Annotated in this window: 20 protein-coding genes; 11 read left to right on the forward strand and 9 right to left on the reverse strand. The window is 42.1% G+C overall.

The window, feature by feature from the left end:
• Positions 1-266 precede the first annotated feature (266 nt).
• The 4 genes from OCV36_RS22875 (at position 267) to OCV36_RS22890 (ending at position 3,903) form a co-directional block, all read left to right on the forward strand.
• On the forward strand, positions 267-575 hold the full coding sequence (locus OCV36_RS22875) for a DUF3302 domain-containing protein (RefSeq protein ID WP_135457457.1): 309 nt from the start codon (positions 267-269) through the stop codon (positions 573-575).
• Positions 575-1,693 carry an HlyD family secretion protein gene (locus OCV36_RS22880; RefSeq protein WP_135457459.1) on the forward strand — a complete coding sequence of 373 codons (1,119 nt, stop codon included), beginning with the start codon at positions 575-577 and terminating at the stop codon, positions 1,691-1,693. The genes OCV36_RS22875 and OCV36_RS22880 overlap by 1 nt, the downstream gene beginning before the upstream one ends.
• 225 nt (positions 1,694-1,918) lie before the next feature.
• On the forward strand, positions 1,919-2,719 hold the full coding sequence (locus OCV36_RS22885; protein WP_135457461.1) for a phytanoyl-CoA dioxygenase family protein: 801 nt from the start codon (positions 1,919-1,921) through the stop codon (positions 2,717-2,719).
• Between the two features lie 33 nt (positions 2,720-2,752).
• Positions 2,753-3,903, forward strand: a protein-coding gene (locus OCV36_RS22890) for an IS3 family transposase (RefSeq protein ID WP_226980827.1) whose coding sequence is annotated in 2 segments (ribosomal slippage) — positions 2,753-2,996 and positions 2,996-3,903 — 1,152 coding nt in all. Because the reading frame shifts where the segments join, the coding sequence is not laid out codon by codon here.
• A gap of 94 nt (positions 3,904-3,997) precedes the next feature.
• On the opposite strand, the gene pdxY is transcribed toward OCV36_RS22890, so the two are convergent.
• The 6 genes from pdxY to OCV36_RS22915 all read right to left on the reverse strand — a co-directional run bounded on the left by pdxY (position 3,998) and on the right by OCV36_RS22915 (position 9,173).
• Positions 3,998-4,855, reverse strand: coding sequence for a pyridoxal kinase PdxY (pdxY, locus tag OCV36_RS22895; protein WP_135454448.1), 858 nt, complete (start codon positions 4,853-4,855; stop codon positions 3,998-4,000).
• A 28-nt stretch (positions 4,856-4,883) separates the two neighbouring features.
• A complete protein-coding gene (locus OCV36_RS25570) occupies positions 4,884-5,063 on the reverse strand; it encodes a phospholipase A (protein ID WP_390903444.1) in 180 nt (59 codons plus the stop codon).
• An 11-nt stretch (positions 5,064-5,074) separates the two neighbouring features.
• Entirely contained in the window at positions 5,075-5,893 is an 819-nt protein-coding gene (locus OCV36_RS22900) for a phospholipase A (RefSeq protein ID WP_390903445.1), read from the reverse strand.
• 400 nt (positions 5,894-6,293) lie between these two features.
• Positions 6,294-8,123, reverse strand: a complete 1,830-nt coding sequence (locus OCV36_RS22905; RefSeq protein ID WP_135454446.1) for an FUSC family protein — start codon at positions 8,121-8,123, stop codon at positions 6,294-6,296.
• Complete coding sequence (locus tag OCV36_RS22910) at positions 8,120-8,956, reverse strand: efflux RND transporter periplasmic adaptor subunit (protein WP_245300892.1); 837 nt, start codon at positions 8,954-8,956, stop codon at positions 8,120-8,122. Before OCV36_RS22910 ends, OCV36_RS22905 begins: the two co-directional genes overlap by 4 nt.
• Before the next feature lie 16 nt (positions 8,957-8,972).
• Positions 8,973-9,173: a DUF1656 domain-containing protein gene (locus OCV36_RS22915; protein WP_135454441.1), complete on the reverse strand. Its 201-nt coding sequence runs from the start codon at positions 9,171-9,173 to the stop codon at positions 8,973-8,975.
• Between the two features lie 551 nt (positions 9,174-9,724).
• Here OCV36_RS22915 and OCV36_RS22920 point away from each other — a divergent pair.
• From OCV36_RS22920 to OCV36_RS22940, 5 genes are all read left to right on the forward strand, one after another.
• The gene (locus OCV36_RS22920) at positions 9,725-11,110 is read left to right on the forward strand and encodes a glutamate decarboxylase (protein WP_135454439.1); all 1,386 of its coding nucleotides are present in this window, start codon (positions 9,725-9,727) and stop codon (positions 11,108-11,110) included.
• Positions 11,111-11,199: 89 nt separating this feature from the next.
• The gene (gene aspT / locus OCV36_RS22925; RefSeq protein ID WP_017074691.1) at positions 11,200-13,092 is read left to right on the forward strand and encodes an aspartate-alanine antiporter; all 1,893 of its coding nucleotides are present in this window, start codon (positions 11,200-11,202) and stop codon (positions 13,090-13,092) included.
• Between the two features lie 390 nt (positions 13,093-13,482).
• Complete coding sequence (locus tag OCV36_RS22930) at positions 13,483-14,205, forward strand: ABC transporter ATP-binding protein (RefSeq protein WP_135454437.1); 723 nt, start codon at positions 13,483-13,485, stop codon at positions 14,203-14,205.
• Positions 14,192-16,729: an ABC transporter permease gene (locus OCV36_RS22935; RefSeq protein WP_135454435.1), complete on the forward strand. Its 2,538-nt coding sequence runs from the start codon at positions 14,192-14,194 to the stop codon at positions 16,727-16,729. The genes OCV36_RS22930 and OCV36_RS22935 overlap by 14 nt, the downstream gene beginning before the upstream one ends.
• Complete coding sequence (locus tag OCV36_RS22940; RefSeq protein WP_135454433.1) at positions 16,729-17,853, forward strand: lipocalin-like domain-containing protein; 1,125 nt, start codon at positions 16,729-16,731, stop codon at positions 17,851-17,853. Before OCV36_RS22935 ends, OCV36_RS22940 begins: the two co-directional genes overlap by 1 nt.
• Before the next feature lie 188 nt (positions 17,854-18,041).
• On the opposite strand, the gene OCV36_RS22945 is transcribed toward OCV36_RS22940, so the two are convergent.
• Positions 18,042-18,377: an endonuclease gene (locus OCV36_RS22945; protein ID WP_237297485.1), complete on the reverse strand. Its 336-nt coding sequence runs from the start codon at positions 18,375-18,377 to the stop codon at positions 18,042-18,044.
• A gap of 825 nt (positions 18,378-19,202) precedes the next feature.
• On the reverse strand, positions 19,203-19,634 hold the full coding sequence (locus OCV36_RS22950) for a nuclear transport factor 2 family protein (RefSeq protein WP_245300891.1): 432 nt from the start codon (positions 19,632-19,634) through the stop codon (positions 19,203-19,205).
• Positions 19,635-19,739: 105 nt separating this feature from the next.
• On the opposite strand from OCV36_RS22950, the gene OCV36_RS22955 reads away from it, so the two are divergent.
• Positions 19,740-20,630: a LysR family transcriptional regulator gene (locus OCV36_RS22955; protein WP_135454431.1), complete on the forward strand. Its 891-nt coding sequence runs from the start codon at positions 19,740-19,742 to the stop codon at positions 20,628-20,630.
• A 598-nt stretch (positions 20,631-21,228) separates the two neighbouring features.
• Here OCV36_RS22955 and OCV36_RS22960 read toward each other — a convergent pair.
• Positions 21,229-22,017 (reverse strand): AraC family transcriptional regulator, encoded by a 789-nt coding sequence (locus tag OCV36_RS22960; protein WP_017074679.1) that lies wholly within the window; start codon positions 22,015-22,017, stop codon positions 21,229-21,231.
• Between the two features lie 98 nt (positions 22,018-22,115).
• On the opposite strand from OCV36_RS22960, the gene OCV36_RS22965 reads away from it, so the two are divergent.
• The gene (locus tag OCV36_RS22965; RefSeq protein WP_135454429.1) at positions 22,116-23,009 is read left to right on the forward strand and encodes a DMT family transporter; all 894 of its coding nucleotides are present in this window, start codon (positions 22,116-22,118) and stop codon (positions 23,007-23,009) included.
• Positions 23,010-23,855: the final 846 nt, after the last annotated feature.

Consider the following 23,855-nt stretch of genomic DNA (forward strand, 5'->3'; position numbering starts at 1 on the left):
TGAGCCGGTGTCCATGTATATAACCTGGCATCACTCTCAACGTAACGACAACGGCCATAAATGGTTTCGCGATGTCCTAATTACTGCGACTCCATCTTTAAACTAAACGATACCTTCTTATTTAATTAAGCAAAACTGCCTTCTCAATTAAGTAATACTTAAATGTCATTTAACCTTTACCCTATCGATTGGGTAAGGGTTAACTTTTATGCTTTCTCATACTGCTGAAATTAATGGTCAATTTCATCCGTAATAGAGAGAACATTATGAACCTTACTTTAGATTACTTATCTTTGGGTATTCTGATCCTCGTACTACTGATCCTAGTGTACGGCCTCATTATTATTCACGATATTCCTTATGAAATTGCTGTAAAACGCAATCACCCCCATCAAGATGCCATCCACGTAGCGGGTTGGATCAGCCTATTTTTCTTACACATCATGTGGCCACTACTCTGGGTTTGGGCCATGTTGAGTGAGCCATTGAGAACGACGAATACAGAACAATCAAAGCTCGATGAGTTAGAAAAACGTATCGATGCTCTGCAAGCACAAAGCGAGGATAAACAGTAATGGAAACGTTAATAATTCTAAGCTACGTTGCACTGTGTGTGATTGTATTTCGTGTATTAAAGCTGCCTAAAAACAAATGGACGATTACAACCGCAACTGTGATTGGAGCCTTCCTAGTCGGTTGGATATTCTTATACATGGCGATGTACCAGCCAGTAGCAAGAGTGGCCGGTGTGTATAGTGTGACCACCCCAATCACCTCAGAAGTTTCAGGTGAAGTCACTGACGTTTTCGTACAAGGCAATGTTGCTTTGAAGAAAGGCACCCCTTTGTACCAAATCGATCCGACCCCATTTCAAGCAAATGTAGAAAGAGCCAAAGCGGAAGTAACCGCGACTAAAGCTGCCATTAGTGAGCTACTTCTATCAAAGCAAAACATCCGCGAATCTATCAAGAAAACACAAGCTCAACTTGTTTTCAATGAAAAGGAATTGAGCCGTTTCAATGCGTTGGCAAAGAGCGATTTTGCCTCTCAAACAAAAGTAGACAAATTTACTGACTCCATAGCGGAGCTCAAAGCGGTTCAGGCACAAAACCACATTCAACTGAATGTCGCTGACTCAAAAATTGCACAGCAACTGGCCGAGAAAAAGGTTCACCTTGCCGAGCTCGATAAAGCTCAGTTCGATCTGAATAAAACATTAGTGGTCGCTCCGACAGATGGGTATGTCACACAGGTAGCGTTACGCCCAGGTATGAAAAGCCGTGTCGTTCCTTTCCAAGGAAACCTAACGTTTGTGCATGACGAATCTAAAACCATAGTCGCGGCATTCAAACAAAACCCAGCGCGCTATATCAAACCCGGCTACGAAGCAGAAGTGACCTTCAAAACCATTCCCGGCCACGCTTACCGAGCAAAAGTCGTGGATGTATTGGACATCTTCAAACAAGGTGCCGTCACACCTTCAGGTAATCTAAATGATCCTCTTCAGAGAGTCGGTGGTCGCGTATTAGTGAAAGTTGAGCTTGTTCAACCTGAGTTATTGGATGGTCAACCTATCCCAGCAGGTACCGACGCGCATGTCGCCGTGTATTCACCGAAATGGGAAATGTTCTCTATCGTGCGTAAAGTGATTCTACGTATGCAAAGCTGGCAAAACTGGGTTTTTGAAGGTTAGTCATCAACTTAAAAGCAGTCGTTTTAAAGCAATACGTTGAAAATAATCATATTGGTTATGCCAGTATGATTATAATTCAACGACGTTTGATACTCTGACGAGATAAACATTGAATTTAGGGAACGTAGTAATAGTTAAGTTACTTGGTTGAATGACGCCTGTCTGGCATTATGCGCCCAAGAAATCCGTGGTTATTAAGCGGTATAGAATGAACGAAGGTAGTCAGTGGTAGAAAACAGCCAACAATTAAGTAACCAATACGACGAAGATGGTTACTTTGTTATTAGAAATTATTTCGATGAAGCTCAGATTGCATCGCTTAGAAAAGTCGTGTTGAAATTCCATGAATCATGGAAGGCCGACAATGAAGAGTTCTATCAAGAAGAAGCGTTTAACTCGTCTCTAATTACGGGAAGCGAATACTTACCCGCAGATGATAGAACCGCACTCTTTGATTTCATTAGCTCAAAAAAAGTCATGGACGTAGTTGACGCGGTAATACCAAACAACCCGGCATTCATGAACACGCAACTGTTCTTCAACCCGGTAAATCCTCAACAGAAAGACTTTTGGCATCGTGACTGTCAATACGACTATGACATTGATGACCAGATGAGAGTGATACTAGAAACGCAAGTATTACACTTGCGCGTGCCCTTATTTGATGAACCCGGAATGGAACTCATACCCGGAACGCACAAACGCTGGGATAACGAAGAAGAGTACAATGTTCGCCAAGAGGTCAATGGCAAAGAGAGCAGTGATGACATCTCTGGCGGTAAGCAGATACCGTTAGCGGCAGGCGACTTATTGGTATTTTCAGCAGATATGATCCATCGAGGTCGATACGGATTGGATCGTTTGGCCTTAGATATTTTGATCTTTGATTCTGCGGCCGATTATGTCGACTACGTCGATGACGATTGCTTACCAACTCCATCAATGTTGAACAAGATTACCGATCCAAGATTGTTTATGAACACGCTTCACCTAAAGTTGATCCGCACCAGAAGTTTTGGACACTGAGTTAAGTGAGTACAATCACTAACGAGGTGAACAATGACAACTAAGAAAACACGAATTAAACATGCTCCTGAATTTAAAGCCGAAGCGCTTAAGTTAGCAGAGAAAGTCGGTGTCGCTGCCGCCGCACGACAGCTTTCGCTATATGAATCTCAAATTTATGGGTGGCGTAAAGCCGTCAAAAAAGATGCGAAAATCAGCGATAGAGAAAAGGAACTAGCCACTGAAAATGCCAAACTCAAACGATTATTGGCAGAGCAAGCTGAAGAGCTAGATATCGTAAAAAAGGCCGCCACCTACTTCGCGAAAAATCTAAAGTAGATTGCTATGAGTTTATGCTCGAACACCTGATGCAGTATAAGGTTGTCCGTATGGCTAAGGTGTTTGGGGTTTCTCGAAGTGGGTTTTATTATTGGATTGATAATCGGCATAAAGTCACCCAACGCAACGAACACCGAAAGCAGCTTGATAGCAAAGTTCGTGAAGTCTTTGATGATAAAAAGGAGCGTGATGGTGCAAGGCGCATTCAAAAAGAACTTGAAGAAAATGGTAATAAACACGATGTAAAAACCATCGCCGCGAGCATGAGGCGTCAGGGGTTAGTTGCGAAGGCCGCCCGTAAATTCAAATGTACGACAGACAGTAAGCATAGACTTCCTGTAGCCCCGAATTTGCTTGAGCAAGACTTTAATGCGACAGCACCAAACCAAAAATGGGCTGGAGATATCACTTATCTAGCGACAAGCGAAGGCTGGATGTATTTAGCCGTTGTTATCGACTTGTACTCACGGCAAGTAGTTGGTTGGTCAATGAGTACCAGAATGACCGCAACTCTGGTCTGTGATGCGCTATCAATGGCATTGTTCCGCAGAGGCATGCCAGAAGAAGTGATTATCCATAGTGATAGAGGTAGCCAATATTGTTCAAAAGACTACCGCGACTTAATCGCAGCTCATAATCTAAAGCAAAGTATGAGTAGGAAGGGAAATTGCTGGGACAACGCTTGTGTTGAAAGCTTTTTCCACTCAATGAAAGTAGAAGCCGTCCAATACGAGTCGATAATGACCCGAGAAGAGATGCGTCAAGCACTCTTTGAATACATCGAAGTTGATTATAATCGAACAAGAAGGCACAGTGCTCTTGGGTATCTAAGCCCAGTTAACTTTGAAAAACAATATGTCGCTTAATGCGGTGTCCAGTCTTACTGGAGCAGATCATACCCCTCTAGCGGCAAGAAACGCAATTGATTTACGCACTCACCGCCATTGGATTTTTAGAGTATTAAATTACTTTTTGTACAGGGTAATCGTAAGAAGGTTGAATAAATTCATTCTGCGCTTTAATGGTTTGCAACTCCCACTCTCCGCAGTCTTGAGTCACTTTTAATACACCAAACGCTGCATTGTGCGCATGCCCAAAAGCATCGACTGCCGATAAACCTTTTGATAGACCCGCTGAAAACAAGCCCGTGATCAAATCACCAACGCCCACCGGCTGTTTGGCAAACTCCAATTTAGGGCGCTGAGCTAAGTAAGTGCCTTCCGCTGTCGCTAACATCATCAAGAAATTTTCATCCGATAGGCTATGTAAGTGTTTCACTAACACCACTTTCGGACCTTTACTCAATGCCAATGCACACGCCTTCACCGCATCATCAAGTGATTCAATCTTCATCTCTGTAAATTGAGTCAGTTCAAATTGATTCGGAACGATCACATCGGCGATTGGCATCAAGCTGTTGACCAATTTATCGGTCACTTCGTCAGGTACAATACATCCTTTTTTAGGGTCCCCCATCACAGGGTCGCACACATACAATGCCTGTGAGTTACGCGCTTTAAGGGTATTCACCGCCGTCAAAACGGAATCACATTGAGCCGCATTTCCTTGATAGCCGGAGACTAAGGCAAAACATTGATCAAGCTGTTCGATATTATCCAAGCCTGAAATCAAATGGTCAATGTCCGAGGCGTCAAACGCTCGTCCCGTCCAACCTTGTTGATATTGTGTATGGTTAGAATATTGAACAGTATGAATTGGCCACACCTCAACGCCCATTCTTTGCATTGGAAAAACGGCAGAGCTATTACCAGCATGACCGAATACAACATGTGATTGAATTGAGATAATATTTGTCATCGAATGCTTCTCTTTAATGTTTAGTAGATTAAATAATGTCAGTTAGTAAGATGCCAACACCGATACGTTGGTTGTTGTAGTCATAATCAATCAAGCTTTCACCATAGCCTTGGAAATATTGTACGTAACAGCGTACATGGTTCAATAACGGGAAGCTAACACCCGCTTCAATACCACCGTAGCCTGTTTTGAAGTTGTAGTGACCCACGCCAGTGAATTCTAGTACGTCATATTGTACGCTGCTGTCACTTCATAGTGACCAAGGTAGTCCTCAATATCGGTGTTATCACTGTCCATGCCGCCCAGGTTGTACCAAGGTTCAACGTACATCATAAAGTTATCTTCCTCGTAACCCACACCCGCATAAATACGGTTCCAGCTTCGGCTTAGCTCATCAGTACGACCGTTTGATTCGTGTTCATAACCAACTCGAGAGAACCACAAGCCCTCCCCAGCTTCGATAGGCAATTTTGTTTCGTAAAACACTTCTGGGCGATAATTCGTATCACGAAACGGTGCTGAAATGTCAGACGAGTACGCCTGCCAAAATGATTTCAGTGTAAAACCAAAATACAGCTCATCATTTTCATTGAAGATATCGTCCGTAATCAAAGGCACTTTAAAGCTTATCTGGAATTTGATTTCTTCATCGCTCAAACCATCGGCTGCATCACCGAACACCTCAGAATTGTATGGGTTTTTATTCACCGCTTTCATATGAGTGATCGGGAGTAAGTAGTTCTGACGATAAGGCGTAATAACAAAAGGGTTATCTGCCGTTTCTTTTTCTAATTCATGTCGTGTTGTGTCTTCAGCTCGTCCAACTGTTTTTTCTTGCTCACACTGAGCTTTAATTTGTTCTAAGCTGTCTTGCTCAACATCCATATGGATTTGACGTAATACACAATTATCAAACGTTTGTTCAGAGTCGGTTCGAGTATCATCAGCCATAACCGGTGACGCAGTTAAAGAAAGAAGTAGTAGTAAAGCTTTAGACTGCGGAGAAGGTTGATTAGTACGGGTTATGTCAGTGTTCATCGTTCGCTACCTTTCATATCGTTAAGTAAGTTTCGAAATGAATAATGCGCGATACATTCAGCTAATAAATAAAGTAAATTTCATTTTCTGGTAATCTTTAAATCATTTATGATTTTCTCTCTGACATACAAAAATAAAACTTTTCAAAATATAAATAATACATTTTAAATTAACAAATTCAACAGCTTGCATAGCAGCTCACTTTAAGGCGCATAGTTTATGCAAAAAAATAAAATGCAGATAATACAAAAATGACAGTTTGGTTTATCCCGGCGTGCGACTATTTATAAAAACAAACAGCGTTATCGAACTAATGTCGATGATAAGCACCGTTACATTGCAAGCGACTCCTTATCCTATATAGAGACTGACGTACCAATCTCTATATAGATCACCACGATTAAAGTTTGCTAGTGCATAACTTATCTAGCGAAAACCAATTGTAATTGAGCTGCGTTTTATCGCTAATCTTGCTACTCACAAGCTTCTGCAACGCTTGGTTTTTCACGAGTTGCTCTTTATCACTGTCTAAAGAAGAAAGGAGCACGTCGCGCTCCACGCTATCAAGCATTTCGTTTGCTAGCACACGAAAAATGGACTTGGTGTAGATCAACCGAAATACAGTATCATCTTCGTTCTCACCTAGCACGTGAGGATAAACTGACAAGAATAGGTTGTTCAAATTCAATTGGCTAATGGCACTCTTATGCTTGTTTTTAACTTTACGCACTAGTTGTTTAACACGACGTTTAGCAATATCTACTTCCGTTCTAGAAGGTATTAATTGGTAAGAAAGCCAAAGCACAATGAGTCCAACCATATTCGCCACTAATGTATTTAAGAAATGAGCAAAATCAAAACTAGGAATACTAGTTGTGGGGACAAGATTACCCCAAGAAAACAACGAGACCATCATGATGATTTTTAACAACGATTTGCTTTGATTAAACCAATACGCCATGATGTAAACGCCTACAAACCCCACCGTATAGACAATAATTGGTGAACCTATTGGCATCACAATAAAATTCACTAAAAAGGCAAATCCTCCAGCCAAAAACTGGGCATAAATGTTTGGACTAAATGCTTTTTCTGCGCCAGGATTTGCAGCAAAGACCGATACCACCATACCAGCCATTATCATTGCCCCCATTCCATCTTGCCACTGCAATTCAATCCACATAAATGACAATAGAAAAAGTGCAAGTGCTGCTCTGAACATATTGATTAGCACCAAGTAGCCATCAGTAAAATCGCTAATTTTATCAACAAATTGTGTCTCGCTAGTTTCTACCAGGCCGTTTTGCTGCGAAAAGCTGTCAAGTTGGGCAGCAAAATGCTTAACTTGAAAGTGGAAAAGTGAGAAAAAATCGCTTTCTGTCAGTGACCACTCTTGTGCAAAATTTGCTTCAAGTATGAAGTCATTCTCTTGCAATGCCTGCCATGCCTCTTGAGTCATCCCTACGGAATTGCCCACCTTACGAAGTTCAATTCCCATAATGGCAATATTAATGCAATCATAGAAACTGGCACGACTTGAGTTCTTCGTCGCCGTACTGGTCTGACTGCCAAAGATTTCATCATCCACTGCCAGCCATTTTCGGCCAATCATCGTCAAAAAACCTCGAATCAACTTAGTGACAGAGGACGCATCCGATTGAAAAAGTGTCTTGATAAAATGAATTGTCTGCTTTTTTATAAACGTCAGCTCACGCTTATCATCCGGGTACGGGACCATGAGACTGGCCACCATCGACATCAAGATCCCAAACAAGATACCGACACATCGTAACTGTACGTGATCAAAGAGATTAGCCATATTCGGGTCCGCTGCCACTGGGAATCCAACCAGTGACAATGTCACGTCCACAATGGCAAACATATACGAAACTCGGTGGTGAAAATAAGAAGCGATGCCAAGGCTAACTACAATGCCCAAAATAATGAAGCTGTTAAAAAGCCATGCATCAATCAAAGTTACACTTGCGATGAGCAACACATAAGCGCCCCCCATAAAAGTGCCCGCAATGCGCGCCATCGCTTTTCGGATGCTTGCTCCCCGAGTACCGGTAATTTGAATAATGGCTGTGGTCATCATTGCCGTTCCAGTGGAATCCGAATCAAACAGCTGTGACAGAACCCAAGTGAACACTACGGCAACAGCAAAACGAAAACCAAAAATGGCAGAGTCAGGATCGAGCCACTGGCGTGCCCAATTGAGTAACATCATTGAATGGTAACCGAGACAGTGGTGCCCGCAATCAGCCTTTCATTTGCGACGACTTCATTTGGAATACTAATACGAACAGGTACACGCTGTGCTAAACGCACCCAAGGGACAGTGGGATCTACATTTGATACCAAGCCAGAACTATCGGCACTTTGATCGGTGATCGCACGTCCAATCCCCTCCACTTTACCTTCAAAGGTGTCCCCAGAAGAGTAAGGTGTGATGGTTACAATCGCTCCTTCTTTAATTTCTTTGATTTTGTTTTCGGTAAAATAAGCTTGAATGTAATAGGTATTGCTTTCCACCAATGCCACAAAGGTTTCGCCAGTATTAATAAAGTTACCTTGGCGTTGTTGAAGATTGGTGACATAACCATCTTGTGGCGCAATCACTTGGGTTCGGCTCAAATTTAACTCCGCTTTTACTAGGTCTATTTTCGCCTTCTTATACTCAGCTCTGTCGGCATCAACTTGCAACTTTTCTGACATTACCTGTTCAGGTGAAATCAATCGCGAAGACAGTAATTTCAAGTCACGACGATACACATTCTTAGCTTGATTGAGTTCAGCTTCTGCCTTGAGCATTGAAAATTTGGCGTCAGAGACATCATTCTGATAATCCGCATCATCAATGGTAAACAGCAAATCACCCGCATTCACAAACTGATTATCTGTAACCGCAATGCGAGTAATTTCTCCCGACACCTTTGGTGAAATTTGTGCAATCTCAACGTGTATTTTTGCGTCACGAGTCCACAATGAATCTGTGTACGCAACCCAAGAGGTATAACAAGTCACACCTGCGCCAATAACAAGAACGGTAGGTAACAACACTTTAAATACATTTATTTTATTTCACCTGTAACAATAAAAGTTGCCCGGCAGCAATAATGACCAGGCATAATTCACACAAAGACGGGTTGATTATTTTTTTCTTTCTTAGAATATCACCAAATAAATACTTAACTGCCATTAACGCAAACAAACTAACAATGACCAGTATCATAAAACCAGGTATATAAACGTTGCCAAATAATAATTGGTCTTTCATTCCAAAACCCCAAGTAACGATATTTAATATTGAGCGGAAAGTAGATCTTATTAATACCACCATGGCAAAATATTTAGTCAGCCTTGCTAACCACTCTCGATAAGTTGTAAAGAAGTTTATCGGTGAATGGACATAAAAAATCACACCAGAATCAGAATCTCATCATTTTAATCTGCCAATAAATATCAAGGTGCTGATTTATAAGTATTATATTTTTTTGATATAGCCTTTTACAAAATCATACCGCTTCTTTTTAGGAGCTATCAACATCCGATTTGAGTAGAGAAATGGCTATTGCCTTCAATGAACGATTGTTACCAACATCAGATCAGAGAACTAAACTTAGCAAGTTAAAATCTAAAGGAATTATTATCTTATCATTTTAAACTTAATTATTTTTATCTTAACTTTTAATTATTGCTATTTTATTTTCTATTGATGGTTTTATTTTCTTATTAAGCAATAATTCATCTCGTCCTAACCAAGACTGGTTTTAAAAATAAACAAGCCTGTCCTAATTACTAATTACTAATTATATAACGGAGAAGAAAATGCTAAATAACGAACACAACAATCAAATCGATGATGATGTATTTGCAGACAAATTACTCGATACCACTATTAATAATCACGTCTTTCCGAGTGATGAGTCTAATCCAGACGCCGCATATCAATTAGTTTCTGATGAATTAATCCTAGATGGAAACTCTCGTCAAAACCTAGCGACTTTTTGTCAAACTTGGGTGGATGACAATATCCATAAAATCATGGATGAGTGCATCGATAAAAACATGATTGATAAAGATGAGTACCCACAAACAGCAGAAATTGAAGACCGTTGTGTTCGCATGCTAGCTGACCTTTGGAACTCACCTGATGCAGAAAACACGATGGGTTGTTCAACAACAGGTTCAAGTGAAGCTGCAATGTTAGGCGGTATGGCAATGAAATGGCGCTGGCGCGAAAAGCGTCGCAAAGAAGGTAAATCAACAGATAGACCAAATCTGATTTGTGGCCCTGTTCAAGTGTGCTGGCACAAATTTGCAAAATACTGGGATGTTGAGCTTCGTGAAATCCCTATGGAAGGTGACCGTCTTCTGATGACACCTGAAGAAGTTCTTGCTCGTGCTGATGAAAATACCATCGGTGTGGTACCGACACTGGGCGTGACATTCACTTGTCAGTACGAACCTGTAAAAGCCATTGCGGATGCACTAGATAAGCTAGAAGCAGAAACAGGTCTTGATATTCCAATGCACGTTGATGGCGCAAGTGGCGCATTCATCGCCCCATTCTGCGACCCAGAACTTGAATGGGATTTCCGTATTCCTCGTGTGAAATCTATTAATGCATCAGGCCACAAATACGGTCTAGCTCCTCTTGGTGTGGGCTGGGTAGTGTTCCGTGAAGCAAGTGATCTACCGGAAGATCTTATTTTCCGCGTTAACTATCTTGGTGGCGACATGCCAACGTTTGCTTTGAATTTCTCTCGTCCTGGCGGCCAGATTGTAGCTCAATACTATAACTTCCTGCGCCTAGGTAAAGAAGGGTACAAACGCATCCATGATGCTTGTTACCACTCAGCTCAATACCTATCAGACGAAGTGGCGAAATTAGGCTTGTTTGACATTATTTATGATGGACGAGGTGGTATTCCGGCAATGAGCTTTAGTTTGAAAAAAGACATTGATGCGGACTTCAACTTGTTTGATTTAAGCGATGCAATTCGCGCTCGCGGTTGGCAGATTGCGGCGTATTCAATGCCGTCTAACCGTGAAGACTTGGTCATCATGCGTGTGCTTATTCGCCACGGTGTGAGTCGTGACATGGTTGATCTATTGATTAAAGACCTTAAGCGTACGATTGAAAAGTTTAACAAGTTCCCTGTTGTGAACTCTGTTGATGAAGACAGCGCAAGCTCATTCAACCACGGTTAATCCAAACGCAATTTGGGGCTATTCACTTAGCCCCAATCATCACTTAATGAAAAACAAACAAAATCACCATTAACGTCTTTGAGGTTCCAATGACATTCTTATCCAAACTGTGCCCGACAAAATTTGTCAGACACGTATTTCTAAGCTTGCTTGCCGTATTCATGCTCGCTGGCACTATTAATATTGACGCGACGCAAGCGACGCCTTCTTTTAATCTCATCAATTCGGCGCAAGCACAAGAACAGGCATCTACGCAAAAAACAGACACCACTACTGTAAAAGCGGCCGTGAAAGCACCAGTAAAAGCAGAACCAATGTGGATTGTGAAAGTATTCCGTGAGCACCAAGCGCTGGCTATTTTTTTGACTCTAGCAGTGGGTTACTGGGTAGGGTCTATCAAATTTGGTCACTTTAGCCTTGGCGCAGTAACAGGCACTTTGATTGCCGGTGTATTAATTGGTCAGCTTGATATTTCGATTTCATCGCAAGTTAAATCAATTTTCTTCACGCTCTTTTTGTTTGCTGTCGGCTATGGCGTAGGTCCACAATTTGTTCGAGGTGTCGCAAAAAATGGCGCCCCACAAGCTATCTTTGCCGTGGTTATTTCACTACTGTGCTTTGCTGTAACCTATACAGGCGCAAAGATGGCCGGTTATGACGTAGGTCTAGCTGCTGGTCTTTGGGCTGGTGCACAAACAATTTCAGCCTCTATTGGTCTTGCAACCGATGCGATCAACTCATCAGGTGCTGCCAATACTCAAGAGTTACTCGATCAAATCCCTGTGGCTTACGCAATTTGTTACCTGTTCGGTACTATCGGTACAGGCATGATTCTCGCGTACGTAGGGCCAAAACTGTTGGGTATTGACCTAGAAAAAGTCTGCAAAGATTACGAACAAGAAATGTCAGAAGGCACACCTGAAGAAGGTATTGCACGAGTTTGGCATCGCACAGAATCTCGTACTTATGAAGTTCAAGACAACATCAACAACAAAACGGTAGCTGACTTTGAAGCTCAGCACCAAGAAGAGCGTTTGTTCATAGAGAAAATTAAACGCAATGGCCAAATGATAGAGTTTGATGCAACAACTCCACTTATGGCAAAAGATGTAATTGCATTAACCGGTCACACAGACGCATTAGTTCATGCTCAGCAGTATCTGACAGAAGTCGTTGATGATGAGCTAGATAATCTGCCTCTTGAAACGGTCGATCTTGTCGTCACCAACAAAACATTTGCTAACCGCACTTTGGTTGAACTAGCAAAAGAAGATTACACTCGTGGTGTTTACCTAAACAAAATTACTCGTGGCGCGGCGGGTCAAGAAATCCCAATGCTTGCTCAAACGGATATTCATCGCGGCGATGTACTGTCAGTGACTGGTACCGCTCTTCATACCGAGCGTATGGAAAAAGCGGCAGGTCACGTTGATAGAACAACAACAGAAACAGATATGGTCTGGGTTGGTTTATTCATCGTTATCTTTGGTCTGCTTGGCGCATTGGTGGTTAATGTTGACGGCGCACCTGTTACCTTGTCGGTATCCGGTGGTGTATTGGTCGGTGGTTTAGTACTAGGCTGGTTACGCTCAGTACACCCAACGTTTGCTCGTCTACCACAACCAACACAATGGTTTATGAACTCTGTTGGTCTAAACATATTCATTGCTATTGTCGGTATTTCTGCCGGTCCTGGCTTTGTTGCGGGCCTTAAAAACGCTGGAGCAGGTCTATTTGTTATTGGTGCAGCAGCAACAGCAATCCCAATGCTATTAGCGCCATTGATTGGTAAGTACATCTTTAAATTCCACCCAGCACTGAACTTAGGTATTTGTGGTGGTGCTCGTACCAGCACAGCGTCGGTTGCAATGGTTGGAGAAAAAGCGAAAAGTAATATCCCAATGCTTGGCTACACCGTACCTTACGCTGTATCGAACACACTACTAACACTCATAGGCATGTTCATGGTGCTGTTCTACTAACATATGATTTATTGATAATTAAAGCCTCTTGCTACTCGCATGAGGCTTTTCTTCATTCATGCAACCTTCCTTAGTCTCTGAGCGGAAAACTGGGCATAAACGAGTGAGAAGCTAACTCATGACTTGATATAAAAACCTAGTTCAAGCATTCACCAAGCCAGCATGGCCCTCGAATCTCAAGTTAGAAGCCGTCCAAATTGCCCTTCAATCGTTATCCCCTCTTCTTTTACTGATCTATTTCCTCCTAATCGAAGTACAAGTTATTAATAATTCGATGTAAATCGCTAATTTTTTTTAATTGTTGTCTAGAATCTCATAGGGCTTATCGCTTCGGTAATTGCCAATAGAAACGACACCTTTTGATTCTGTTTTTGGTTTTAGGGAGATGAAATGGAAAGCCCAATTGTCACGCTCAAACATGCGAGAAAAAGCTTTGTTGATGGCAAAGAGACCCATAACGTATTGGAAGGCGTCGACTTCACATTAACGACGGGTGCAAGTGTGGCTTTGACAGGAGCGAGTGGCAGTGGCAAAAGCACCCTGCTCAACGTGATTGCTGGTTTCGAACCACTTTCAGATGGTGAGTTGTGGCTAGATGGCGATAACGCGATGGTTTGGAAGGATCCGCAATGGAGTCGCTTTCGCCATCAAAAACTCGGCGTTATCTTTCAACAGTTCAACTTACTCACCCCGCTCAACGTAAAACAAAACATCGCCTTCCCGCTGCATTTAAACCAACAAAAATGGAACGATTGGTGTGATTATTTGGTGGAAGCTTTAGGCATCAGCGAGCTACTTGATAGGCATGTTTCTGCGCTCTCTGGCGGCCAGCAGCAACGTGTCGCTATCGCACGCGCGCTAGCCCACAAACCCAAACTACTGCTTGCCGATGAACCGACAGGCAACCTCGACCAAAAAGCAGGCTTAGAAGTCATGAAGTTGCTGAGTGAAATAACAACACAAGGCAACACTGCTGTACTGTTGGTCACACACAGCCCTGAGTGTGCCAGTTTTATGCAAACACAGTTGGTTTTAGATGATGGTAGTTTGAAGACCGTTGATTTGAAAAAGGCTCTATCGCAAGCCAGTGAGCAGCCCTATGAAGCAAACTAGGTTTGCGAACACCAAGTTCACCCATATCAAACTGACTCTAAATCTGTTCGCGGCGCACTATCGTCAATCACCGTTACAAGCTGCTGCAATTTTAATCGGCATCGTACTGGCGGTGACCTTGTTTGTCGCCGTGCAAGCCATTAACCTTAATGCCAAACGCAGTTATTCAGAATCGACCGAGCAACTTAGCGCCCAAGCGAAGAACTTGATCATTCCACCAGCAGGGCAAAACTACTTACCAGAATCGCTTTACTTCGCCTTAAGACAAAATGGATTAAGTGCCGCGCTGCCTGTGATTGAAGGGCGAGTGAGAGACGAGCAAGGACGTCGTTGGTCAATACAAGGCAGTGAATTAATCGCCGCTCTCACCTCAAGAGCTCGTTACTCTGGCGTAGATGAAAAAAGCGATAACGAAAAAGACAATACTCGAGGCAATGAACCAAACATTTCCCTGTTCGATACCGCCTTACCTTTACCGCCACTCTTAGCGGGCGAGCCCATCGTGATGATGAGCCAATCGCAATACCAAAACTTGGGCGAAGTAGACACGCTCACTCTGGATGAAATCAAAACCAAAGTCGTGGTGCTACCAGACGAATGGCAACTGGGTAGCAGAATGCTGATGGACATTGGATTCGCTCAGCAACTGCTCAACAAACAAGGACAACTGAGCTACATCGCTGTGTTTAATCCCAATAACAACTCACTCGATAAATGGCAAAGCATCGTTGGCGAACAAGGGCAATGGATCACCAATAATCAAAGTACCGATCTCGGCTCGATTACTGACAGCTTTCACCTTAATTTGACTGCGATGAGTTTATTGGCGTTTTTAGTCGGCTTGTTCATCGCTTATAACGGCGTGAAATACAGCTTGTTAAAACGTAATCGGTTATTGGTGCAGATCCAGCAAGCCGGCGTTGCACCAAGCATTGTATTTTCGGCACTGTTAGTCGAGCTCATTATTTTAGTCACATCTGGCGCTTCGCTTGGTTTCATTCTCGGCATTCAACTCAGCCATTGGCTACACCCAACGGTTGCAATAACCCTTGAGCAACTCTATGGCGCAACGCTGCTTCCCGGCACTTGGCAGTGGCAATGGTTAGCTCAAGCTTTACTGCTCACCTTAGCCGCAACGCTGATTGCGTGTTGGCAGCACTTTAAACAGCGGGTCCGCCAACCCCTCTCTTCACATGGTGGTTTTTATCAAGCGCCGGAAGCCTCGAACGAAAATCAGCTATTTGTTATTGGCGTGGTACTCACTGTTTTGGCGTTGGCCGGTTTATGGCTGAGCGAACACCATCGGTTCACTATGGCCTGGCTCGGTGTTTTAGTGGTGTCGATTCCTTTGTACCTACCGAAAACCCTAAGTGCGCTAGCGAGTTGGAGCGAAAAGCGCGCCCAATCAGGTTTAATACAATATCTGTTTGCTGAACTGCGTGAGCTGATCTCCCCTCTTTCCCTTGCCATGATGGCGCTGCTTCTTGCTGTTACCGCCAATATGGGAATGAATACCTTAGTTGGCAGTTTTGAGTCCACTCTAAAGCAATGGCTTGAACAGCGATTGCATGCCGACATTTACGTTAGCCCCGCCCAAGGTGAAATTGCCAATGTTGAACATGCCTTAGCCCAGTTTGATAACGTTGAAACCGTCTACAAGCAATACTACGTTGATGATAACTTGCAAGGCTTGCCTATTTTGCTCGGCACCAAAGACAAAGACACACTTGAACAAACCATGGTGTTCCAGTCTCATGTTGATAGTTTCTGGCCACGCTTTTACCAAGGTGAATTAGTGGCGATCAGCGAGCCCACCGCGGTGAAACTCAACTTGTCACTTGGAAGCCAACTCAAACTAGACGCTATCCAAGATAATACACTGAGTGTTGGCGCGATTTTCCATGACTATGGCTCACCAAATGGGGAAGTGTTATTGGCTCCCAACTTATGGCTTGAAAACGGCTTCACAGACTTACCCACCAGTTTGGGAATCAAAGTATCTGGCGACCCACAACAGGTGTACGAACAACTACGCCAACAATTGAATTTGCATCCCAGTCAGCTTTACGATCAAGCCCAAATCAAGTCGATCGCTCTGGACATTTTCTCACAAACTTTTGCCATTACGCGGGCGCTCAATGGCGTCACTTTAATGGTGGCTGTTATTGGTTTGTTCTGTGCCTGTTTTATGTTGCTCGACGCACGCAAAGCCGCTATTGCAAGGTTGTATGCGCTTGGCGTTAGTCGGAAGAAATTAATGGTTATGGTGGTGGGGCAAATCGTTGTTCTGGTCGCTTTTACTCTGGTGGTCGCAGTGCCGCTTGGTGCCATGGTCGGCTATGTGCTGACAGATATCGTCACCCTTCGCGCGTTTGGTTGGAGCTTAAATTACGTATGGAACTGGAGTGACGCACTTAGCATTGCTGTCATCACCATTTTAGTCGCAGTGGTTGCTACCTTAATTCCGCTGTGGCGTTTGGTCAGTAAGCCGGTCGTGTCCAGCTTGCAAAGTGAGGTGTTGTGATGAACCAACTAACTAAGGCAGCAGCGCTCATTCTGTTGAGTTTATCTCTTGTCGCATGTGAAGACTCACAGCCCCAAAACATGGGCTCAATCCTCGGAACTGAAAGACAAACCGGCGGGGAAACGCAAACAGACAAAGCGCAATTCACTCCGGTGGTAAAAGGCATCGGCATCACCTTTCCTACCGACCATCAAGCACACCCTGATTTTCGCCATGAATGGTGGTATTTAACTGCCAATCTGACTGATGAAGAAGGTCACTCATTAGGTGTGCAATGGACTCAATTTCGTTTCGCAACCGCACCACAAGAAAGTGACCACAGCACTCAGAAAACCGCATGGCAAAGCCAACAAATCTACATGGCGCATAGTGCCGTCACCACCAAAGACAAACACTATGCCGACGAAAAATGGTCTCGCGGTCAAGCTGAACTAGCAGGTGTCGATTCTTCACCATTTCGAGTTTACCTTGATGATTGGCAATGGACCTCGGCTACCGATGATCTATTCCCTGCTACGTTGAATGCAGACTCTGAACAGTTTGGTTACTCGCTCAAATTAACTAACGATGCACCCTACCAAAAACAGGGCGAGCAAGGCTACAGCACCAAGAGCGGTGACGCGCAGGTAGCTTCGTATTACTACAGTCAGCCATTCATTGATGTATCAGGCGAAGTGATCATTGATGGCGTGACGCATCAGGTTTCTGGTAAAGGTTGGATCGACAGAGAGTGGAGTTCGCAGTTTTTGCTCGACTCACAACAAGGTTGGGATTGGTTTGCTCTAAGGTTAAACGATGCAACCAGTTTGGTCGTGTTCCAACTTCGAGATTCAAAAACAGGCAAAGCCAGCTATTCCCATGCGAGGCTAATGCAGCGAGAAGGTTCTGGCATCGCGATTAAACAACAAGATATCAGCTTAATCGCGACCAAGAAAACAGAGATCGATGGACGTGACTACCCAACAGAGTGGCAAATTACGATTCCGACGCAACAAATTAAACTGACTGTTTCGGCGCTTAATCCAAATGCGAAAATGCCACTATCGGTGCCCTATTGGGAAGGACCAATCGTGATTAAAGGCTCTCATTCTGGTTCTGGCTATATGGAGCTGACGGGATACTAAGCAAAAAGCATGTTCTGAACATGAGGTACTCCAAGTTCTAATATGTCAAAGATGAGTCGCTAGTAAAGATGTATTAATTGATGTTAAATAGACGACTAAGAATCAAATCAACCGTCACATCGGCTACCATAAAATGTTGTTAACCCAATTCGGATTATCGATGAAAGAGTTACAGTTGCCTTGCCACGTCACAGCTTTTTCGTGGCGCTGAACCAGCTGTCTACTGGGTCAGCGTTATACAATTGAAGCAACGTACATCGCTTGCCAACTTTAGGTTTACCTGACGTACTCGAAATATCATCAACCAGATACAAGTCGGGTATTTTTGCATTGTTGCCTTCATAGCGCACAGCCATGTAGAAAATCGAACAGGCGGTATCACCTTTCATTGCATCTCGAGGTTCAAAGCTATCGTATTCGGTTTTGTTGAGCGGCGACTTTTTTAAGGGCGAATCGACGAAATCAAAACTTTTGTTTGAACGGGTGGAGTGATTCTCTGCATCCGTTTGTGGTAAATGGTGGATACCGGTATAGCCCCATTAATCTTTACGCTAAAAACCAAAAGACTTAGGCCAAAGGTGTTCACGATTCCATGCATTTTTGTCGTTGTTCCCCGAAGAAGTAAAGTCTTTGGATTGTGAGCGGCCGCTGGAATAGAGAATAACGTTGTCTGAGTTATTCGGGTCTTCATTGGTATCTTTTCATACCAACCATACCTGTGTATACGATAATTACTTTTGCTCATGAGTCGCTATTACGCTTAGCATTTCTTTTAAAGCACTATCATTTAACCCTTCAGCTTTGAGGTGTTAGCAGTGGGTATGTAGCATCAGCAAACACAATTGGACTAAGGGCTGTAGAGACGAGGTAAAGGTTCAGATTCAAACGCATTTTCATTATTTTAAGTATCCTTGTTATTGTTTTAATGACTCATCATTGATGAGTGCCACGCTTGTTCTACTCTACAAAACAAAAATCATATGTGACATTTTTGGAAACAAGCTATGTATATCAAAGAACAGAACACTATAAATAGCTAATCTTATGACGAGCACCGCCTAATGATACGTATAAAGGCATGTCCTTTTTTTTCGATTTAATATCCAATAAAACAATATCACTAAGTAAATCACTATTGTAGCTAATGTACAAATAAGCACTTTTAAAAAACCTCACCATTTCATCCTTAAATTGCATTTTCGATATTTATTACAATATCTATAAAATATCAACTTTGACCGCACATTAATTTACCTTCATTCGCAGGCTTAACAGTAACACCGACTAAAAATCCAACGTTAAAAATACGCATGTAATTAGACATAATTAGACATAATTAGAAGGAAAAATTAGTACATGGAATGACCATTTATTGAGTATTCTGGTATAGCCTGAATAACATCCCAATGTTCTATTATCATTGAGTTTTCGACTTTGAAAATATCAACTATGACCCTATTTTTATCTCCTCCAGGAGAAAAACGCTTTACGTGTAATGCTACCAAGTTGCCATCAGATAAAACACGTACAATCTCACCCGGTGTCGTGCTTGGAACGTTATTAATGAAATCTTTTAGCGCCTTTTTACCATCAGGAAGATTAGGGTTATGTTGTATATATTTGTCACCAATATATTTATCAATGGCGTCCGAGTTTCTATTTAGTAGAACATCGCTATAAAAAGACACAACTATCGATTTGTTAAGTTCTTCGTGACTTTGGTCTGCATATAAACTAGTACTTACCACTACTAAGAACATTAAAATCATTACTTTATTCAAACTCGCTCAACTCCTCAAAAAACAGTGTATGTATCATAATGTATTGCCGCTCAATGAAACATCCGCAATAATGAGCATCATTGATTCATAAAACGTACAAAAAATATGGATAAAATAGTCGCTGCTAAAGTTTTTATTGATGTAGCCCACACAAGTAGTTTTAGTGTAACTGCTGACCGTTTAACTATGTCAAGGGCTATGGTGACTCGTAGTATAGCTGTTATGGAAGAGTGGTTTGACGCTCGTTTATTTCATCGCACAACTAGAAAAGTTGCCTTAACAAACGTGGGAGTAGAATGCTTAGAAGACCTCAAACGCTGGGTTGATGATACAGAGAAGATGATTGACCAATTTAAGCCTAACGCTGATCTGAAAGGAACTGTTTGTATCGCAACAAGCATGTCATTTGGCCACTCTCAATTAATGGCTGCAGTCAGTGAATTTATGTCATTAAACACAAAAGTTAAAATAAATGTCGAGTTACTCGACTCTCCTCAAGATTTGATCAATAACCGTATTGACTTGGCTATCCGTATAACTAAATCTCCACCCCCATATTTGTTGGGCAAGCCAATCGCTAAATGTCGCTCAATATTAGTAGCTAGCCCTCATTATTTAAACAAGAACCAACCTATTAATTCACCTGAGGACTTGCTTCACCACCAATGCTTGGGGCATAAGAACCTCGAAACTAACGCATGGTCGTTGTACAAAGACAACCTCAAAAAAGTTATCGATGTTAACTGTCGATTAGTAACCAATGAAGCTACTTCTTTAATGCAAGCTTGCATACATGGTACTGGCGTGTCTTTTCTTCCAATTTATTTAATTCAACCCTCTATCGATAATGGTCAATTAGTTCAAGTACTGCCGGATTGGGCGCTGAAAGATATGGATATTTTCGTCTTGTACCCTTCACGTAAACACTTATCACCTATAGTCAGAGCTATAATTGACTTTCTAAGTGATTATTTCAAAAGGCATGAAATTAATTAATATTACGCTTTGTATTTAGACATTGGTCCGATATTAGAACAATTCCATCTCAAAGTTGGCTTGCTTCCAATTTTCTGGCATAAGTTCGCATTCGACGAGAGTTAAGATAGGTTTCAATTTTTCTGTCCAACAGCCTTTTAGAGTCTTATCAATTCTAAATTACGGAGAATATCTCGTTGTACCTTATCTAATTAACTAATGATGAATTAATTTATTTCAACAGCGCCTTTAAACGATACTATAGCAAGTTACTTTGACATCTATTTCAACGCTTCAAGTTAATCAAAGAGCCTAAAAATATTATTGAATCCTAAGGCCACAGTTAACACTAAACATTAGTTGGGGGCCCATTTCAGTATTTTTAACTTGCGCCGAACATATCCAATGAAGAATGGAGATAAGTATTACATACTCGGATAGCTCATAAGATCAAGGCGTATCTTGTGGCTTCACCATTTTAAACTTGGCGCTAGACTAACTGCTAAAATTCGGTCACCGTTTTTATCTAAAATAATGATGAAACAGCTAAAACTAAACGTCTGTCCAACCCTTGTGCTAACTTATAGAAAACATCATAAAAATTGATTTAAATGAGTAATTATAACAAACGGTTCTTATATTGTTCTGGTGTTTGGCCGGAATATTTCTTGAACATACTAATGAACGGGCTCGCTTGGTTATAGCCTAAAGTCAGTGCGACTTCTTTAACGGATTGCCCATTTCTTAACAGATCCATAGAGTACAAGTAGCGTACTCGAAGTCGCCATTCAGTAAAGCTCATCCCCAGTTCACTTTGACAGTGGCGCGATAAGGTTCGCTCTGTCGCGTGCACTTTATCGGCCCAATCCTTCAATGAAATATCATCAGTTGGGTTCTCTTCTATCGCAGCCAGAATGGGCGCAAGATATTTGTTATCAGTTGAAGGTAAAAAATGGTGCTCAACTTGGCGCTCTGCCAATTGATCCAACAATACTTTCACTAACCTTTGGTCTTGTTCGCTATCAGCAACGTTAATATCACGCTGACGAAAGTCATCAATAATCGAAGACACGATTGGCGTGATCTTAATTAGGCTGGTTTTTTCAGGCAGATGTTGAGTTAGTTCATGCGCAATATTCAGAGAACAATAATCCAAGGGTTTACGGTTATAACTGCAATGCGTAACTCCCGCAGGTACCCAAATCGCTAGATGTGGCGGCGCTAGGAAGCGTGTACCTTCAGCTTCCATTTCTAGAATACCGCCACTGATCAACTGCACTTGCCCCCAAGGGTGGCTATGCACGCGAGTTTCGGTGTTCGATAAGAAAGCTTCGAAATTCATAAATACGTTGGATGGAGCCTTATCGATTGATAAGGATGGGTGAAGGTTTCTTAAGTGTTTTTTCAAACTTGTCTTCCTATCGCGCCTGATGTCTTTTTAAAGATATCTGTAAGTATAACGACCTGTCAAACTAGCCGCATCAACTCATTTGCGACGGAACTCACATGTATTATCTCTTACCATTTTTCACAGTCTGTATCTGGGGTGCAAATGCTATCGTCAACAAACTGGCCGCAAGCACCATTGAACCGAGCGCGATGAGTTTTTACCGTTGGTTTATTGCAATGTTGATCCTGACACCTTTCTGTATTCGGTCTGTGATTAAACAGTGGCCAATAATTAAACCTAATTTGTCTAAGCTGGCATTCCTTGGCTTTTTGGGCATGGTGTTAAACCAATCTTTAGGTTACTACGCTGGCTTAACGACAACTGCATCTAATATGGCGTTGATCACTTCATTAGTGCCATTGATCAGTGTTTTTCTGAGCGTTCCTTTGTTACGTAAGTCAATTTCTAGTTTGAGTATTGTTGGTGGCGTATTGTCGCTGTCTGGGCTAGCTCTGATGTTAGGGAAAGGCGATCCTTTATTCTTCATCCATCAAGAACTGACTCAAGGTGATGGCTACATGCTAATCGCGGCATTCGTTTATGCTTCATACTGTGTGTTACTCAAACGCTGGAAAATGCCGATAAGTAGCTGGGTGGTTATTTATATACAAGGGTTGTTTGCGGTTGCTATGTTGACACCACTTTGGTTAACCAGTGAACAACTGTTGCCATCCCAACAGGCTATTCCTTTGATTGCTTACGCTGCCCTTGCTGCTTCTATTCTGGCACCTTGGATGTGGGTGAAAGCGATTGATACCATTGGGGCGGATTCAAGTGCCATGTTCATGAACTTAATGCCCGTTATCGCAATTGTACTTGCGTCTACTTGGTTAGGTGAAGAAATTAACCAATTCCATATCATTGGAGGCGTGATGGTAATTTCAGGTGTTATTCTTGCTCAAATCAAAAGAAAGCCAAGGCTTGAGGTTCCAATTCCTCAACAAAGCTAAGCTAACCCTACTTAGCAAGCATATTGTAATATTTGTCCTCCCAGTACCTGCCCCCTAGCAGGTACTTTTGTTTTATTGCTACTTCTCATTCAAAACTTCTATGATTTTGATTTTTTGTTGACGAAACTTTTAAATATTTTTAATACCTACCATTACTCTTGCAACATGGTGTTGAATCATATTTAATGCACAGAGTACGGTTTATTGAGCGGAAGATTGACATTCACTTTGTAGGCGATCGTTTCTGTTGAAACCTTCACTGCGGGTATGCCGTCAATGAAATTAGATACTGTAATTCATAGAATTGTGAGCTATTTAAGCAACCAAAATAAATAAAAAAACAGTCTCAACGGTTTAATTTACATCAGCATGAAAAATCGATATTTAACGAATCGGCAGCAGCTATAGCTTTTTATGACAACCATCACACTTGATTAGTACGAAATACACTCAGAAGTGCCTCTAACAATAATCAGAAAGGAAATATCCACACAAAGGATCTATACTTTACATAAGAGCGATAAATGAGCTGAATAGTAAAGAAACTTTAACTACCACTTTAGAGTTAATAGAGATAGAATTACTTTAACTTAACCAAATGAACAACGGTTAGTTGGCTAAAATCAAAAAGGTACCGATATGAGTACCGAACGGCTTAGAAACACCTAGCACTATGCTAGGTGTTTTTTTTTGCTATCACCCTTTCCAGCCCATCGAACACCCTAAGTTTTCTTAAGCTTCGTGCACTCTCAAATACCTGCATTTACTTGTCTATCGCCTATTTCAAAAAATAATCTGAACCATGAGATTATCTCCTTTAATTTATGTCATCTTAAGTATATTGTT

This window comes from Vibrio echinoideorum (assembly GCF_024347455.1).
In the GTDB taxonomy this organism is placed as follows: domain Bacteria; phylum Pseudomonadota; class Gammaproteobacteria; order Enterobacterales; family Vibrionaceae; genus Vibrio; species Vibrio echinoideorum.

Excerpts from the sequence above, each read along its gene's own strand:
- OCV36_RS22875 (WP_135457457.1), top strand. The coding sequence starts at position 267 with ATGAACCTTACTTTAGATTACTTATCTTTGGGTATTCTGATCCTCGTA.
- OCV36_RS22880 (WP_135457459.1), top strand. The coding sequence starts at position 575 with ATGGAAACGTTAATAATTCTAAGCTACGTTGCACTGTGTGTGATTGTA.
- pdxY (WP_135454448.1), bottom strand. The coding sequence starts at position 4,855 with ATGACAAATATTATCTCAATTCAATCACATGTTGTATTCGGTCATGCT.
- OCV36_RS22900 (WP_390903445.1), bottom strand. The coding sequence starts at position 5,893 with ATGAACACTGACATAACCCGTACTAATCAACCTTCTCCGCAGTCTAAA.
- OCV36_RS22905 (WP_135454446.1), bottom strand. The coding sequence starts at position 8,123 with ATGATGTTACTCAATTGGGCACGCCAGTGGCTCGATCCTGACTCTGCC.
- OCV36_RS22915 (WP_135454441.1), bottom strand. The coding sequence starts at position 9,173 with ATGAAAGACCAATTATTATTTGGCAACGTTTATATACCTGGTTTTATG.
- OCV36_RS22920 (WP_135454439.1), top strand. The coding sequence starts at position 9,725 with ATGCTAAATAACGAACACAACAATCAAATCGATGATGATGTATTTGCA.
- aspT (WP_017074691.1), top strand. The coding sequence starts at position 11,200 with ATGACATTCTTATCCAAACTGTGCCCGACAAAATTTGTCAGACACGTA.
- OCV36_RS22930 (WP_135454437.1), top strand. The coding sequence starts at position 13,483 with ATGGAAAGCCCAATTGTCACGCTCAAACATGCGAGAAAAAGCTTTGTT.
- OCV36_RS22935 (WP_135454435.1), top strand. The coding sequence starts at position 14,192 with ATGAAGCAAACTAGGTTTGCGAACACCAAGTTCACCCATATCAAACTG.
- OCV36_RS22940 (WP_135454433.1), top strand. The coding sequence starts at position 16,729 with ATGAACCAACTAACTAAGGCAGCAGCGCTCATTCTGTTGAGTTTATCT.
- OCV36_RS22955 (WP_135454431.1), top strand. The coding sequence starts at position 19,740 with ATGGATAAAATAGTCGCTGCTAAAGTTTTTATTGATGTAGCCCACACA.
- OCV36_RS22965 (WP_135454429.1), top strand. The coding sequence starts at position 22,116 with ATGTATTATCTCTTACCATTTTTCACAGTCTGTATCTGGGGTGCAAAT.